We start from the raw sequence: 15,092 nt of genomic DNA, 5'->3' as shown, positions 1-15,092 counted from the left end.
GTTGTGTGTATTGGGTCCATCCCAAAACTGGGTGGCTCACCTTTATGGATAATCACAATCTCAATGCCTTGAATTTCGCAGAGGGTAAAAATCAACTCTGCGCCAAACCTCAATAGCCGGTCTTTGTGAGTAATCACTAGCCGCCGCATCTTTCCCCGTAGAATAAGCTCAAGCAGCCTGTTTAAGCCTTTTTTCCGGTCATTCATCCCTGAACCGAGATCTTTAATCGTCTCGGCTTTCCATCCTTTGGCCGCACAGTAAGCCTCTAGCATGGCATGCTGACGATCAAGCTCTTCCTTTTGCTCATCGCTGCTGACACGGGCATAGCAAACCGTTGGGCTGCTCTCGCCCGCTAAACCAAGCAAATCCGCTACAGCGTAATAACGGGTTCCGCCTTTGGTTTTTCTGGCGGGTAACAGCTCCCCGGATGCTTCCCATTTTCTGAGCGTATCCGGGGTAGTGCCTAGCAATTTGGCGGCTTCACCAATTTTTACTAATCTCTGAGGACGGGGACGGCATTTCAAGCCTAGTAAACTGCTCTCACAGCCACTGACCCCAAGAGCCACATCCCCATCCTAAACCTAGGCTAACCTCTTTAAAGTTCGCCCGCTACCTGCAAAATCCGATGGTAGACCCTTCAACTGCTTTCCGGAAGAGCCGTTGGAATTTCAGTCGCGGTGCGTAATATCTAGTTGATCATACTTGCTATGGTTTTAGGCCAGTAACTATACTGTAATATCCAAAAGACGGCTGTACTTGAATTTCCTCAAAGCCAGACTTCTGCAACATTTCAGACAATTCCAATCCAGAGTATTGCCTGCCTTCTGTCCAACCCATCATCATCATGCTGTATGCAGCTGGTGCAAAAGAACCTGTTTTTTCATCATTATAAAGCATTTCATGGATAATGATTCGCCCTCCGGACTCCAGGCTCATAAAGCTCTTATCCGTCAAAAAACTACACTTTTCTATTGGCCAATCATGATACATATTTGAGAAAAAGTGAAGATCGGCTGACGGCCAATGATCGCTCCAGATATTGGCTTCATGTGTTTTGACCCGGTCTTGTACTCCATACTGAGTGATGTATTTTTGAGCTAATTCACACACTTGAGGAAAATCAAGAACTAATGCTTGTAGATTTGGCAGTTTTAAAGCCGCGCCGATCGAGTGAGCGCCAGAGCCTCCACCAATATCCAGCATCAGACGATGCCGGGAAAAATCCATGAGCTTTGGCCAAAAGAGGGAAGAAGCTTGGCTGATACTATGCATTCCATGGGTAAAACGGTGAAGCAGCTCTATTTGTTCTTCATGGGACTTGAAAATATCGCCTCCTCCATAGGCCTGAGGAGAATCTGTTGCTACCGCCCTTTCTAGATTCTGAAAGGAGCACACCTGATAGTTGTCAATCATCAGATCCCAAAAGAATCCGAAATAGTTAGGGCTGCTTTCGAGTAAATAATCTTTGGAAATTGTAGTAAGCGCATAACGTCCATCTTGTAAAGATAAAAAGCCCAATGACGTAGCAACTGTTAAAATTGCTTCGGCTGGTCGTTTTTTAATGTTTAGCGAGTTGCAGATATCTGCAAGTGTACGCGCACCATCAGCAAGAAAGGAAAAAATTTTCAGTTTATGCGCTAGCAGTAATGCAGGATAGCCGTAAACCGCAAATATAACATCCCACATTGGGCGGTCGTCTACTTGGGGTGCCTGCATTTTCAAGAAAAAATCTTGTGCCATAAGTTATCCTTTTACTTTAATGTGTTAGTGAAGACTAAAGTAATCACTACTAAATTAAAAATTGAGCAATACTTAATTATTGAGATGGGGTATTCGCGACTTGATCGGTTTCAATTAGTTGCTTAATATTTTGCACCGTTTTCACGGCGCCATTTTTTACCGCCGCACGGACAAGCCCTTCTACAGGCCGCATGACTGCTAAGAGTTCAAGTAATTCAAAAGAAAAAGTTAGTTTAACCGATTCTTCAGGGGTGATTTCCTGTAATTCATAAGTGCAACGAAAAGGTTCAGAAACCCCAGTAAATGTTAGCCGTACATCAGGTTCAAATGCAGAAACTTTAAACTTCGATTCGCTGCGGCGTCCCTGGTCTACACGCACCTGCCTGCCCACAGTTCCCAGTTTTACTGGGCCGGAAGTGAGCTGCGCCAGTTCTTTGACCTCTGGCGACCATTTTGGGTAATTCTGAAATAGATCTTCTCCAATATATTTGAACAACTCTCTGCTTGAGCACCTGATTATGGTATCCGCTTTACCAATTACTGGATCAGTAGAGCCTAAATTGAGCATGTTGCCTAAATTGAACATATCGCTCAGCCCTTTTCTTTCTGGTTGATATTAAACATTAATTTTCTTAGTAGATTTCTATCAATAGTTCGGACAGTTTTTATACCCCGTTGCTGCCTGCTGAAATCGGAAAATGGTGTCTACCACAACGCCATTTTTTGACGATAACCGGAGGCCCCTACCTTGATAATAGACCCCCTTTTAGCTCAAATGTCCAGTCTCTCCACAGCACAACGTAAGTTCATGAAGGTGTTATTGACGACGTGGATATGTCTCCGTGGCAAAACCACCTTTCGTCATTTAAGCCGCTATAGCCCACTCAACGAGAAGACGTACGCCCGGTGGTTCCGGCGAGCGTTTGATTTTGTCGAGTTCAATCATCTGTGTGTAGCCGATATTTTGAAACTGTGCCCGGGCATCGAAACAAACGCAGCCAGATACCCCTGGCCGATGCGCTGATGTCGGGGCTGGTGGTGTTTGGGTTGAAGTATCCCTCGTTGCTCAAGTTTGAGGAAGCCTACAACGAAGGGGTCATCCGGCACAATCTCCACACGCTCTATGGACAGGCTCATCACTTCCAAGCCCCGTCCCCGATGCGCTCCCGACACCACCGCTCTATGCCGTCCCATCAATCCTACACTGTCCCAGCCCGCCTCAAATACCGTCGTGTGCATCGCCCGTCGACTCACCCCTTGAGCCTCCGGCCACACCTGCTGGGCGTAAACTCCTTGCAGCGTTTTATTGGAGCTGAGCAACAGACCCGTCACGTATCGGCTCACATGTTCAAAACCTACCTCCCGGCAGAACAGATCCCGGTAATACCAATTTCATGTAATTTTGCATTGTATAGATGCAGTCTAAACAAGCACTTGAAGCCTTAATAAATTGCATTCTTTGATTAAATTGGTATAAGGTGCTAGACCCTCTTTGATGAAGCGGGGCACACTCACTAAGGGTAGCCACAGCTCTCAGCATTTCCTTGAGCTATTTTTCCCCTATCATGCTCTTTAGACCCTTGACTTTCCAAGTCGTGTCTATTAAACCGAGACCAGGGGAGGCTGCGTGTCCGTTTTCCACCAGCCTGAAAAACTCTAGGATACCTACTTAACCGTTCAGAGCGGGAATTGCTGTGGAAGCAGAGGCTTTAGAGACATGTTTACAGCATTTTATCCCCACCACTTTCCATGAAGTTTCGACCGCAAGAGCTCTATAGTTGAGGCCAACTCGGGCTGGCCAGAACTTTCCAACTTTCTTGAAATGAAGAGAAGGATATTGAGGGTTGGTCCTGAGTAATGAGAAATTTTTCCGTGCCAATATTTGTGCCTCTTCTGGAAGCTTTTCCAACCATTCCCAAAACCGGTTCGTGGCCCTATGCATTCAAAGTTCCTTAAGTCGTCCCTGACTTTTTTCCTCAACAGCCTCTTTTATGAGGAAATCTAATTTGCCCGATTTAGCCTCCTCCTCAATTTGTTTATCCCATTGTTCCCAATCTTTCTCAGAAAACCACTGCCTTTCAGACGACAATCTACTTTCACAAACACAATTAAGCACCCCTATCATAGAGAATCTGCCTCACCGCACCAAAGCGCAGATACAGAGCTGGCACCACCACCATGTTGAGCATGGTTGAGGTCAAAAGACCAAACAGGATCACCATGGCCATGGGCGCTTGGATCTCACTTCCCGGTTCGCCGGCGCTCAACGCCAGGGGAATAAGGGCCAGGGCCGTACCCAAAGCGGTCATGAGAATGGGAATAAGGCGTTCCCTGGCTCCCCGGATGACGGCGGTAAGGGGCTCCCGCACCCCCTCTTTCTCCACTAAGTGATGGATATGGGCAATCATCATCACCCCATTACGGGTCGCAATTCCAAACAGGGTAATAAAACCAATCAGGGAAGCCACGGAAAGTATTCCCCCGGACAAGTAGACGCCGATCACGCCTCCCATGAGGGCCAGGGGCAGATTCACCATGACCAGACCGGCATCCCGCGCTGAATTAAAGGCCATAAACAGCAACAAAAAAATCCCAAAAACCACCAGCACCCCCAGGATGGAGAGGGTGCGGGAAGCCGCTTCCGCGCTCTCGAACTGACCGCCGTACTCAATGTGGTAGCCTGCCGGCAGAGAGGCCCCTTGCCGGACACTCTGTTGTATTTCCTCCACCACGCCCACCAGATCCCGCTCCGCCACATTGGCCATGACCACCATTTTGCGCTGCACATTTTCCCGGCTGATGGTGTTAGGCCCCCGATCCTTGCGGATCTCCGCCAGGGCGTGGAGGGGCAAGCGGGCGCCGCCCGGGGTAGTGATCAAGGTGGCCCGAACGGCCTCCAGATCAGCTTTAACTCTCGGGTCATAGCGCACTACCAGATCAAAGCTGGACTGGCCTTCTAGAATTTTAGAAACAGACTGCCCATAGAAAGCCGTGGTCACTGCCTCCGCCACCTCTTGCACCTGCAGGCCATGGCGGGCGATGGCTTGGCGTTTGAATTTAATCGTCAGAAAGGGAATATCCGCCTGCTGCTCCATAGCCAGGTCCACCACCCCGGGTATTCCTTCCATCACGGTCTTGACCTGCTGCCCAATCCGGCGCAATTCATAGAGATCAGGCCCAAAAATCTTGACCGCAATATTGGCCCGCGTGCCCGAGAGCATATGATCGATCCGGTGGGAAATGGGCTGGCCAATATTGATTTGCATCCCAGAGACAGCCGCTAAATCTGATCGCAGGTCGGCGAGAAAAGCCTCTTTGCTCCGCTCTCCCCTGCTCAAGCTCACATCAATCTCGGAGGCATAGATAGCCTGGGCATGGGGGTCGAGTTCGGCGCGGCCGGTGCGGCGGGCGGTGGCCACCACCTCCGGATACTGGAGCAGAATTTTTTCCACCCTTTGGCCTAGGCGATCAGACTGGGCCAATGAGGTCCCCGGTAAAGTCACTGCGCTGATGGTGAGACTGCCTTCATTAAAGGGCGGCAAAAAGGATTGCCCCACTCCAGCAAAAGCCCCTAACGTAGCGGCTAGGGCGATAAGTGCCATCAGGGCAATGGTTTTCCAACGGGTTACCGTGGCGGCAAGAAACCGCTCATAGTGCCTTTTAAGAGACCCTACTAACCGGGTCTCCCGGTAGGTGTGGACAATCCGTGCCCGAGGCAAAAGCAAAAGGCTCAGCACAGGGGTGACGGTAATGGCGACCAGTAAGGAAGCCGCCAGGGAAATGATGTAGGCCAACCCTAGGGGCTGCATCAAGCGGCCTTCCACCCCGGAGAGAAAAAACAGAGGCAAAAACACCAAGATAATGATCAAGGTGGCAAAAACAATGGAGCCTTGGATCTCCCGGGTCGCGGCCAAGACCACCCGACCGGGGGAACGCCGTTGCTCCTTTTCTCGCTGTTGATTTTCCCGAAGACGGCGGACAATATTTTCCACCACGATAATCGCGTCGTCCACCAGGGCCCCCAGGGCAATGGCCATTCCCCCTAAGGTCATGGTATTGAAGTTCGCTCCCAGGGCCTTCATGGCGAGAATGGCCGTCACCAGGGACAGGGGAATGGCCAGCAAGGTAATCACGCTGGCCCGGAGGCTCATCAGAAAAGCAAACACAATGACCACCACCAGGATGGCCCCATCCCGCAGGGCCTCTAACAAGTTCTCAATAGCTACGGTGATAAAATCCGCCTGCCGAAAAATATGGGTTTTGAGAATCATTCCCGGCGGCAAGGCGGTTTGGATCTCAGCCAAAACCTCATCGAGACGTGCGGTCAACGCCAAGGTATTGGTGTCGGGCTGCTTTTGGATCCCGATGATCACCGCTGCTTCCCCATTATGAGCGCCGGTACCCCGCTTGGGGGCCGGACCCAGGGCCACCTCCGCCACATGGCGTACCAGCACCGGCTGGTCGCCACGCTGGGCGATGAGGGTTTCGCGGATATCTTCCAGGCGCTGGACCCGGCCTATCCCATGAATAAGGTATTCTTGCCCTCCTTGCACATAGAACCCAGCCGAAATATTCTGATTGGTCTTTCGTAACGCCTCCACCACTTGGTCCACCGCAATATCGTAGGCGGCCAAGCGTTCCGGCTGAATGATCACCTGGTATTGTTTGGTATCGCCGCCGATGGGAATCACCTGGGCGACCCCCGGGACAGCCAGCAAGCGGCGGCGCAATACCCAGTCCGCCTTGGTCTTGAGCTCAAGGGCGCTGTGCCGATCGGAGGTCAGGGCAACGAACATAATCTCGCCCATGATGGAAGTCACCGGCGCCAGCACCGGCGGCGGAATCTGGGGTGGAAGGGCGCCGCGCACCAATTGCAGTTTCTCGGCCACGATCTGCCGCGCCCGATAAATATCCATCCCCCAGTTAAATTCGATCGTGATCACCGCAATCCCCACACCGCTGGAAGAGCGCACCCGCCGCACGCCGCTAGCCCCATTAAAGGCCGTCTCCAGGGGAAAAGTGATCAAGGTTTCCACCTCCTCCGGGGCCATGCCATGGGCCTCGGCCACCACCGTCACCCTAGGCGCGGTCAGATCGGGAAACACATCCACCGGCATCCGCCCGGTCTCCACGCCGCCCCATACTAAAAGGGCTGCAGCGCCAAGAAGAATTAACAAGCGTTGCTTCAGGGACCATTGGATGATTTTGGCAATCATGGAAGCCTCAATGGGCGTGACCGTGACCCGGCGCGGCGGGCGAAGCCGCCGCCAAGTGAACCAGGTAGGCCCCTTGGGTAACTACCCACTCGCCAGCGTTGAGTCCTTTCAACACCTGCACAGTGTCCCCTTCGCGAATACCCAATTGCACGTTGCGGCGCTCAAAAGACTCCCCTCCTACCAGCACGTAGACCACCTCTTGGCCGTTGTGATCCACTAGGGCTGAGCGGGGAACAGCGATATCATGAACCTTTTTACCCGTCAGCACCCGCACCCGGGCAAACATCCCAATCCGCAGGGCCTGATTGGGGTTAGGAAACTCAAATATCAAAGGTGTTGTCCGGCTGACTTTATCCACCACCGTGCTAAAAGCCACTCGTTGCCCTCCCTGCTCCGGGTTAATCCGGAAAGGCTGGTCAAAGCCGTCCACTTCAAACCAAGCGGCGGTAGGATGGTGCAAGCGTCCCAGATCCGCCTCCGCAATTCGGGCTTCCAACCAAAGGCGGTCCGTTTGCACCACGTGGAATAAAGCCTGCCCTACTTCCAAGTAACTGCCTGCCGCCACCTGGACCTGGGCCACAGTGCCGCTGATAGGCGCCCGGACGGGCACCCCCGAGACAGCCCCAGAGGATTGGAGTTGATACTGCTCTAGGCGGCGCCGGGCGGCTTCCAGTTCCGCCTTGGCGATGGCCTCCTCCTTCCGCGCCGCCACTAGACGATGTTTGGGGGCCGCGTTTTGCGCCCACAACCCTTCCAAGCGCTGGCGCTCATGGACAGCGAATTGATATTGGGAACGGGCCTTTTGCACCGCCAATTCTAAGGAGGCGAAATCGGCTTCAGCGGCAAGATGGGGGGCAATTACCGCCAGGATTTGACCCTGCTCAACGGACCTGCCAACCTGGGGAAAATCGGCGCCATGGGTAAGGAGATGGCCCGCCGTCGGCGCATGAATCTGAGCTTCTCCATCGGCCCGGGCACCCACTACCCCCGTGGCGGCAACGGACTCCTGGAGGGTATGCTGGCGGACCGCTTGGAGGGCAAAGTCTACCCGCCATTGCTGCTCAAGCAAGAAAGTGATCCCGCCCTCCTCCTCCGCTTCAGGGGGATGGGCTTGAGCGGCTGCCTCCCGATCCGGATAAACAGTCACCGCTCCCAGTAGATGAGTCACAGTCATTCCTGGCGCCACCAAACGGATAGCCAATTGCCGCCGCCCTGAATGCTGAGGCGTAACTACCGGCCGGAAAATCCCGGGGATTTGGGGGGCATCAACGACAAATTTTTCGAGGGGACGATCTCCCCCGCCCAAGAATACGGTCACCCGCCCCTCCGCTATGGGCTGGAAACCCTCAAGCCGGGTCAAATGGGCTGCAAAGGGAGATTCCTGACCCACCACCAGGGGAGGAAACTCCACAAAGAGCTGGGTCTTATCCGTAAAATCAGTGGCACTGATCCCTGCCAGTTCAGGCGCATTGTCCTGGACCGGCGCTTGGGAAGCGCTACAGGCCACCAATAAAAAGAATAGCCATAACCACCCGGTTCTCCTCAATCCCCTCATGACAAGCCCTCTCCGGCCAACCGCTCAAGTTCAATCTGGGCCTGGCGGGCGCGTCGCTCCAGTTCCAAAGCGCGGGTCACCGTATTCATTTCCTCCCGATAGGCATCAAGCAGCTCTAAGATTCCAATTTCCCCCCCTTCATAGGCGACCTTTGCTGTACGCACCAACTCTCTGGCCGCAACCACATCCCTACGGCGCACTTCCCGGGCCGTGGCGGCCAACTGCCGCACCTCCTGCCAGCGGCCACGAACCGCCCCTTGGGCCTCGGTTAGGGCCAATTGGTACTCACTGCGCACCACTTGGAGCCTGGCCGAAGCCCGATCCCGTTTCGCCTGATGACGATCAAACAGGGGCAAATTGATCCCGGCGCTGAAAAAAGGCCCCGCATCACTGCCAAAGGCATCTTTCGCCTTTTTACTCCCTAGACTGAGGGTGAGATCCGGGATCCAACCCCGGGCGGCGGCCTGGCGCTCCAAGGCATGGGCATTGGCCTGCTGCTCCAGGCTTTGCAAATCGGGGCGATAGATGAGAGTTTGCAACAACCGTTCTAATGGCGGCAGGGATTGGGGCAACAGGGAACCGGTTACCCCCCTGTAAACCGTCTTTTTCTCCTTCGCCCCTAATATCCCCAGGAGCTGTTCCCAAGCCCGATAATAGACAGCCTCTTCGCTCTGCATCTGAGCCCGAGCCGCCGCCTGCTCCCGGGTCAGCCGCAAACGGTCATAGCCCGAGATCTCACCGGCGGCCTCCCGCTTCTGGACCACGGTTTCGATCACCCCCAGGCGTTCAAACCACTGTTCCAAGTTCTGCAGCAACTCCCACTGGTGCAGAACCTGATAAAACCCCTGTCGTATCTTTGCTGTCAGCACTAAACGCCGAAACTCGGCTTCCTGTCGAGTCGCTTGAACCTGCTGCTTCGCCGCATTCACCTGTAATCCCCGGCGGCCAGAAAAATCGAATTTCTGAGTCAGCCATAAGAATTCATCAATGGAAGCTCCCCCACCGGTATTGGTTTCCTCCCGCTGATATTGAAGCTGGGGATTGGGCCAAAGGGCTGTTTGGGCGGCTTCGCTCTGAGCCACGCCAATCTGGCCTTCCACCCACCGATTCACCTCCGGACGGGACAGCCCAAGACGAATGGCTTCCTGTGCGGTAAGCCATTCAGCAGGAGAATCGTGGGTTTCCGAGGCAGCCAAAAAACAAGGAACCGACAGCAACCATACCGTCACCGCCAACCGGATTCCTAAAAACCGATAGAGCATCGGTTTTTTGTCAGCACCACTTGGCAGCTGAGGTCTCATCGCTTATTCCACCAAAAATCCCAGCATAGCTTCAGTCAGTTGATGGAGGGGATCAGCAGCGAACAGGAGGGCGATCAACACCAAACCCATGGAAACACCAATCATCATTCGATACATCCAGCCGGGTTTCTGGGAGCTGGCCAGCAAAGATTCCACCCGCGCCACCACCTGGCTGCCCACAAAGGAAGGCAGGGGAACAGGTGCAGAGCGGCGTTGCTGATGGCACCAACGCTCCACTTGCACAATGGCATCCGCCACCAGCAAGCGGTCGCCTACCTGCTTGGCAGCCTCCTCGTCACAGGCCTGCTCGGCGGCCAGGGATAAGTCTTCTAGCAATTTTCGGCGGAGCCAAGAAACATGGAGGCAAGCCATGGCCCGGGCGAAAAAATACCGGGCCGGATCATGACGACAGAGATGGGCACGCTCATGGGCCAGGACGACCGCCAGTTGGGGCGGCGCAAGGTCACGCACTAATTTCTCGGAGATGAAAATCCGAGCCTGGGAAATACCGGCCGCAAAGGCTAGGGGCCATTCGCTTTTGACCACCCAGATACCACGGGAAGCATCAGGAGCGCTTGCCAGGGTGAGGGAACGCACTAACCGGCGCACACGCCACAATTCCCATATCATCTGCCCCAAAAAAAATAACCCCAGCGCAGTCAATGGGAAAAGTAGAAACCAGGGAAGTTCTCTTTCCATTGATATGAAGGGATGCAACAAGCAATGATAGGCAAAACCCGCCCCATCAGCCTGGCAATGATCGGAGGTGATCCCCAAAAGACTTAACACGGTGGGTAAAAAAATAAAGCTGGTCAACAACAATCCGACTGCGGCAGGAGCCACCGTCCAGGCCAACACATGATTAGCCCGTATCGCCGGCGGCAGGGACCAAAACCAATGACGAGCCACAGGATAAAGGAAAACGCAGAGCAATGCGGTCACCCCGGCAAACCCGAACCAGGCCACGAAAGCAAACGAAAAAACTTCTGCAAACGCCATCACGACGAGTCCTCTGGCTGCTGCTTACGACGCTCTGCAATTAACTGCTCCAAGCGATCCAGGTTATGTTCATCCACCCGAGCCGCAAAATCCACAAAGGCTGATAACAAATCGTGGTCCTTGCCTTTGGATAAGACATGAACCACTTGCCCCACCCATTGAGCCATCAGTTCCTCCCGCTGCACCGTAGGCGCATAAACATAAGCATGACGGACCTTCTCCCGGCTCAGCAGTTTTTTTCGATACAACCGCTCCAAAGTCGATTGGATGGTATTCAAAGAAATCCCCCGCTGGATGCCAATCCCCTGATGCACACCTTTAGCCTCCATGGCCCCTGCGGACCACAGGTGTTCGAGAACGGCAATTTCCAGCTCTCCCAGGTATGAAGACCGAATCGATAACATCGCCCTGCTACTTCCAAACTGACCATTATTGTCGCGAGACCAAACACCGATTGTCAATCGGTTTTTGGTGGAGTCCATATCTTGGCGGTAAAAGCAGTCTCCAAGAAATCGCTGAAACTCTGGGATCTTCCATGACTCCCGAGTACTCGGCCACACTCAAAGCACCCATTTGCCATTTTTTCTAATCTCGTCGTACATGGCGTCTGGGGCCAAGTCGATATCGCCAGGCCAGGTCACCGCGCCGAGACTGACCGTCACTTGCGCGAATAACGCCCTGTCACGGAGCTTTTCAAACACACCCGCTTGCACCCTGTTTACTAGTCCCGTCATGTCCACCTCGCCTTCGGTGCCATCAACAAACCGAACGCGTAGGCAATAACCTGAGAGAGGGGTAACTTGGATAACCCGCCAGGGGACATTCGGCGTTAATCCAGCGGATCGATTTTCTTTGGCTGTTGCAGGGACTCGCATAGTTTCCAATTCTCCATTAGTTCCTCGCGATGAAGCGAGGCCCATTCGAGAACGAGCGCCAGCGCACGTCTCGGCAATGTTCCTCGCATCACCGCTAAAGTTCGAATATCGATTAACGCTTCATATTCCCCATAAAGCGCATGAAAGTGAGGCGGCGCATGATCAGCCCAGAACATCTGAATTAGGATTCCATAAAATGCGCTGGTAGTCCTGCATTATGAGTGATAATCAGGATCGGGTTGTTGGGCAAAGGGTCGCATTATAATGGTGGACAAAATACCAAATAGCGCCGACATGGTTTTCTAATTTCTTGGAGAAAGAGAGTGCTTTTCTGACTAAACGCGAAACACGCTGTCTGAGCGTACAATTAAAGCGTTCAATGTGGCTTGTTTGTCCCGTTTCTTTGCCCACGCTGCGATGGCGTGGCCCTGGGAAGATAGCCTCATAGGCTTCCCAAAAATCGGTGTAACTTACGGCCCGCTGCCGATAAACGGCGGGTAAGGACTGCCATAATCCTTGTGCCCCTGTTTGACTCCGATCGCCGATATAAACCCCCACAACTTCTTGGGTGTCCCTATCGAACGCTAACCACACCCATTGTTTATTGCCCTTTCTGGCGACAAACGACCAAAGCTCATCGCACTCAAGGGTTAAACGAGCTCTGGACTTTTTTTTATCTCCACTCGCCGCGGTGTATGCGCATATTTATCGTTCACATAATATTGCAACCAGCGCTCTGAAACGCCCGTGACTCGGACAATCCCTGCCAGCGGAATTCTCTCTAAGAGCAATTTATCAATCAGCTCTTTCGTCTCTTGAGTAATGGAGCAATTCTTGGGGTCCTCCACGAATTGCCGACCGCAGACTTTGCATAAAAATTTGGGTGTCCCGACCCCATTACTCCCATTTTTGACAATATGAGTACCACCGCATCGGGGACAGTTCATGGCTATCTCCTTGAGAAATCTATACATACATAATATAAATATAGCGCATAATCACTCAATATGCAGCACTACCAATGCGCTTATTGTCGGCATATCTATTTCTTACTGCTACTTACAGCGCTCTGCAATCAAATAAAACAATTATTGTCGCGAGACCAAATACCAATGATCAATCTTTTTAGCGATGATCTGGCGTTAAAATCGAACACCCTCTATCCGATCTGGATATACAGTCAGCAACCGGTGAGTAGTATTGAGCACGAGCACTTGGGGCCAGATTTGTTGCAATAGTGAATGGAAATCACGTATCCGTAGATTACCAATCCGAAGGTGTATAACCCGGGGAGGTGGTTCGCTCACCATCGCCCGAGCAGAAAAATCAGCATCCTTCGTAACAAGGGTCAATCCCTCCGCTTTGGCATATTCCCAAATTTCTGAATCGGGCCAGGTATCGTCGAGATCGAAGACATGCCTGTATTCCGGCCCTTGCCACAGTGCAAACCGGTAAAGAAGATTCGCGTCGATGAGAAAACCCGCCATATCAGGCGACATGGGAAACGGTAAATTCCTTCTCGGCCAGAATCGCTGCAAAGCGAAGACAGGCATGAATATCCTCACAATCCAGGCTGGGATACTGGTTTAGAATTTCTTCCTCAGAGTCGCCTGCCGCTAGAAACTCTAAAATAGTCTGCACGGTGATACGTTTACCCCGAATGGTAGGTTTACCATTGCATATATCCGGATCAATCGTGATTCGGCCATCCAACAGTTCGATACGTTCAGTACCCATGATGTTCTCCAGTGGTTGGGCAAAATTTAAAGGATTCGACAAACTTTACAGGTTTTTCTCCTGCTAATCGTGAAAAAAGCCCTTAATTCGGCACAGAAAAAAATATGGAAATACTGGATTTGATTTCTTTGTGCGCTTCGCGCCTTTATAGTGCCGTCCGTTTTGATGCTCTAAGGCTGCCTCAGCCGCTCTAGCCTCAATCTATGCCGAGCGTCCGTTAACCAATAGACAGCCCCCAACACAGCGCTTATCGACCCAAACGCCGTGCCACCGGCAATCAGAAACATGATCAACATTTGGTATTTCACCGCCTCCATGGGCTCGGCGCCGGCCAAAATCTGGCCGGTCATCATCCCCGGCAAGGACACCAAGCCCGTGGCCGCCATAGTGTTGATGATCGGCATCAAGGCACTGCGCAGGGCATTCCGGGTCACGGGAAGAGTCGCCTGCCAGCGGGTGGCCCCCAGGGTCAGTTGGGCCTCAACGGCACTGCGATCCCGCACCAGCCCAGTCAAAAGGCTGTGTAGACCCAAGCTGATCCCGGTCATGGTATTGCCAAGAATCATCCCTAATAAGGGCAGCGCGTAGCGGGGGTCATACCAAGGATCAGGCCGGACCTGAGTGGTCAAGGCAAAAATAGTGACCAAGCTTGCCGCCAGCAGCATACATCCCGTCCCCAGGCCATAGGACCAAAATCCTGTCATCCGGCGTTCCTGGCGGGCCATGATCTCCCGGCCTGCGAAGAGGATCATGATTAAGGCAGCAAACCCTGTCCATCCAGGAGAAGACAGGGCGAAGAGTGTCTTCAACACGAGCCCAATGAGGGCCAACTGCACGATCATGCGAAGAGTCGCAATCAGGAGTTGCCGCTCTAACCCAAGTCCCAGGAAAAAGGACAAAGCGCCATTGAGGATCACCAACACCGAGGCAATGGCCAGATCGAAAGTACCGAGAGAAAGATAATTCAAAGCCATTCCTCATGGACATGACCGTTTTCCAAGAACAAACATCGCTGGGCGACCCGGCGAGCCTGGGCTGGATCATGAGTCACCCAAAGAAGGCCGGTGCCCCTGTTTAAACGTTCCTTGAGGATTTGTTCAACATTGTAGGTGCTTTTATTATCCAGTCCAGAGGTGGGCTCATCCAACAGCAACACCCGTGGATCCAAAACCAGCGCCCGAGCCAACGCCAGACGCTGGCGCTCACCCGTGGATAAGCGTTCCAAGGTCCGGTCCCGAATCGCCGCGGGCAAGTCCAGGGCCTCTACCCAGGGAATCGCTTCCTCCCAAACAGGAAAATGATCGGCCACATAATTGCTCCACCAACCCGGTTCGGAAGGTAAATAAACCACCTGCCGCCGCCATTGGGTCGCTGGTATAGAGTCCCAAGATTTACCGTCAAGGCTGATCTCCCCCTCATGGGGATCTAAATCGGCAAGGGCACGCAACAGCAGACTCTTGCCGGAACCAGAGGAGCCCTGCACGGCCATGCACTCTCCATCGGCTAAAGTGAAAGAGACCGGAGAAAGGCCCGTCCGGCGTAAATGATGAACGGTTAGCATGATAAGAAATTTAGGGTTCTGGTAAGTCAGTATTCCTGCCTCATTTTTCAAGGAAATGCTATATGCTACACTCGGTGGCGTTGAGCGCGGCACGCCCGCAGAGGGCGG

The 15,092-nt window shown here is 53.0% G+C and carries 15 protein-coding genes and 1 pseudogene; all 16 read right to left on the bottom strand.

Going from position 1 to position 15,092, the window contains the following annotated elements; genetic code table 11:
* Positions 1-23 precede the first annotated feature (23 nt).
* A pseudogene (locus NHAL_RS20325) lies at positions 24-524 on the bottom strand (IS607 family transposase); the annotation flags it as partial.
* Between the two features lie 181 nt (positions 525-705).
* A complete protein-coding gene (locus NHAL_RS08490; RefSeq protein ID WP_013032761.1) occupies positions 706-1,740 on the bottom strand; it encodes a methyltransferase in 1,035 nt (344 codons plus the stop codon).
* A gap of 76 nt (positions 1,741-1,816) precedes the next feature.
* Positions 1,817-2,326, bottom strand: a complete 510-nt coding sequence (locus tag NHAL_RS08485; protein ID WP_013032760.1) for an SRPBCC family protein — start codon at positions 2,324-2,326, stop codon at positions 1,817-1,819.
* A gap of 356 nt (positions 2,327-2,682) precedes the next feature.
* Entirely contained in the window at positions 2,683-3,084 is a 402-nt protein-coding gene (locus NHAL_RS21530; protein ID WP_013032759.1) for a hypothetical protein, read from the bottom strand.
* Positions 3,085-3,848: 764 nt separating this feature from the next.
* Positions 3,849-6,956, bottom strand: a complete 3,108-nt coding sequence (locus tag NHAL_RS08465) for an efflux RND transporter permease subunit (RefSeq protein WP_013032756.1) — start codon at positions 6,954-6,956, stop codon at positions 3,849-3,851.
* A 7-nt stretch (positions 6,957-6,963) separates the two neighbouring features.
* A complete protein-coding gene (locus NHAL_RS08460; protein ID WP_013032755.1) occupies positions 6,964-8,511 on the bottom strand; it encodes an efflux RND transporter periplasmic adaptor subunit in 1,548 nt (515 codons plus the stop codon).
* Entirely contained in the window at positions 8,508-9,812 is a 1,305-nt protein-coding gene (locus NHAL_RS08455; RefSeq protein WP_013032754.1) for a TolC family protein, read from the bottom strand. The genes NHAL_RS08460 and NHAL_RS08455 overlap by 4 nt, the downstream gene beginning before the upstream one ends.
* Positions 9,813-9,815: 3 nt before the next feature.
* Positions 9,816-10,811: a M56 family metallopeptidase gene (locus NHAL_RS08450; protein ID WP_013032753.1), complete on the bottom strand. Its 996-nt coding sequence runs from the start codon at positions 10,809-10,811 to the stop codon at positions 9,816-9,818.
* The gene (locus tag NHAL_RS08445; RefSeq protein ID WP_013032752.1) at positions 10,811-11,215 is read right to left on the bottom strand and encodes a BlaI/MecI/CopY family transcriptional regulator; all 405 of its coding nucleotides are present in this window, start codon (positions 11,213-11,215) and stop codon (positions 10,811-10,813) included. The genes NHAL_RS08450 and NHAL_RS08445 overlap by 1 nt, the downstream gene beginning before the upstream one ends.
* A gap of 156 nt (positions 11,216-11,371) precedes the next feature.
* A complete protein-coding gene (locus NHAL_RS08440) occupies positions 11,372-11,686 on the bottom strand; it encodes a DUF2442 domain-containing protein (protein ID WP_013032751.1) in 315 nt (104 codons plus the stop codon).
* Complete coding sequence (locus tag NHAL_RS08435; protein WP_338040071.1) at positions 11,641-11,868, bottom strand: DUF4160 domain-containing protein; 228 nt, start codon at positions 11,866-11,868, stop codon at positions 11,641-11,643. The genes NHAL_RS08440 and NHAL_RS08435 overlap by 46 nt, the downstream gene beginning before the upstream one ends.
* Before the next feature lie 46 nt (positions 11,869-11,914).
* A protein-coding gene (locus tag NHAL_RS20320) for an IS1 family transposase (RefSeq protein WP_420804776.1) occupies positions 11,915-12,633 on the bottom strand; the annotation gives its coding sequence in 2 pieces (ribosomal slippage) (positions 11,915-12,363 and positions 12,363-12,633; 720 coding nt in all).
* 195 nt (positions 12,634-12,828) lie between these two features.
* The gene (locus NHAL_RS08420) at positions 12,829-13,185 is read right to left on the bottom strand and encodes a DUF5615 family PIN-like protein (protein WP_013032749.1); all 357 of its coding nucleotides are present in this window, start codon (positions 13,183-13,185) and stop codon (positions 12,829-12,831) included.
* On the bottom strand, positions 13,175-13,423 hold the full coding sequence (locus tag NHAL_RS08415) for a DUF433 domain-containing protein (protein ID WP_013032748.1): 249 nt from the start codon (positions 13,421-13,423) through the stop codon (positions 13,175-13,177). The genes NHAL_RS08420 and NHAL_RS08415 overlap by 11 nt, the downstream gene beginning before the upstream one ends.
* A gap of 170 nt (positions 13,424-13,593) precedes the next feature.
* Complete coding sequence (locus NHAL_RS08410; RefSeq protein ID WP_203434376.1) at positions 13,594-14,391, bottom strand: ABC transporter permease; 798 nt, start codon at positions 14,389-14,391, stop codon at positions 13,594-13,596.
* A complete protein-coding gene (locus tag NHAL_RS08405; protein WP_238985479.1) occupies positions 14,388-15,035 on the bottom strand; it encodes an ABC transporter ATP-binding protein in 648 nt (215 codons plus the stop codon). The genes NHAL_RS08410 and NHAL_RS08405 overlap by 4 nt, the downstream gene beginning before the upstream one ends.
* Positions 15,036-15,092 lie beyond the last annotated feature (57 nt).

The organism is Nitrosococcus halophilus Nc 4, assembly GCF_000024725.1.
In the GTDB taxonomy this organism is placed as follows: domain Bacteria; phylum Pseudomonadota; class Gammaproteobacteria; order Nitrosococcales; family Nitrosococcaceae; genus Nitrosococcus; species Nitrosococcus halophilus.
This window is presented reverse-complemented; position numbering and strand designations above follow the sequence as displayed.

Coding starts and splice junctions, on each gene's coding strand:
- NHAL_RS08490 (WP_013032761.1), bottom strand. CDS start 1,740: ATGGCACAAGATTTTTTCTTGAAAATGCAGGCACCCCAAGTAGACGAC.
- NHAL_RS08485 (WP_013032760.1), bottom strand. CDS start 2,326: ATGTTCAATTTAGGCAACATGCTCAATTTAGGCTCTACTGATCCAGTA.
- NHAL_RS08465 (WP_013032756.1), bottom strand. CDS start 6,956: ATGATTGCCAAAATCATCCAATGGTCCCTGAAGCAACGCTTGTTAATT.
- NHAL_RS08460 (WP_013032755.1), bottom strand. CDS start 8,511: ATGAGGGGATTGAGGAGAACCGGGTGGTTATGGCTATTCTTTTTATTG.
- NHAL_RS08455 (WP_013032754.1), bottom strand. CDS start 9,812: ATGAGACCTCAGCTGCCAAGTGGTGCTGACAAAAAACCGATGCTCTAT.
- NHAL_RS08450 (WP_013032753.1), bottom strand. CDS start 10,811: ATGGCGTTTGCAGAAGTTTTTTCGTTTGCTTTCGTGGCCTGGTTCGGG.
- NHAL_RS08445 (WP_013032752.1), bottom strand. CDS start 11,215: ATGTTATCGATTCGGTCTTCATACCTGGGAGAGCTGGAAATTGCCGTT.
- NHAL_RS08440 (WP_013032751.1), bottom strand. CDS start 11,686: ATGCGAGTCCCTGCAACAGCCAAAGAAAATCGATCCGCTGGATTAACG.
- NHAL_RS08420 (WP_013032749.1), bottom strand. CDS start 13,185: ATGTCGCCTGATATGGCGGGTTTTCTCATCGACGCGAATCTTCTTTAC.
- NHAL_RS08415 (WP_013032748.1), bottom strand. CDS start 13,423: ATGGGTACTGAACGTATCGAACTGTTGGATGGCCGAATCACGATTGAT.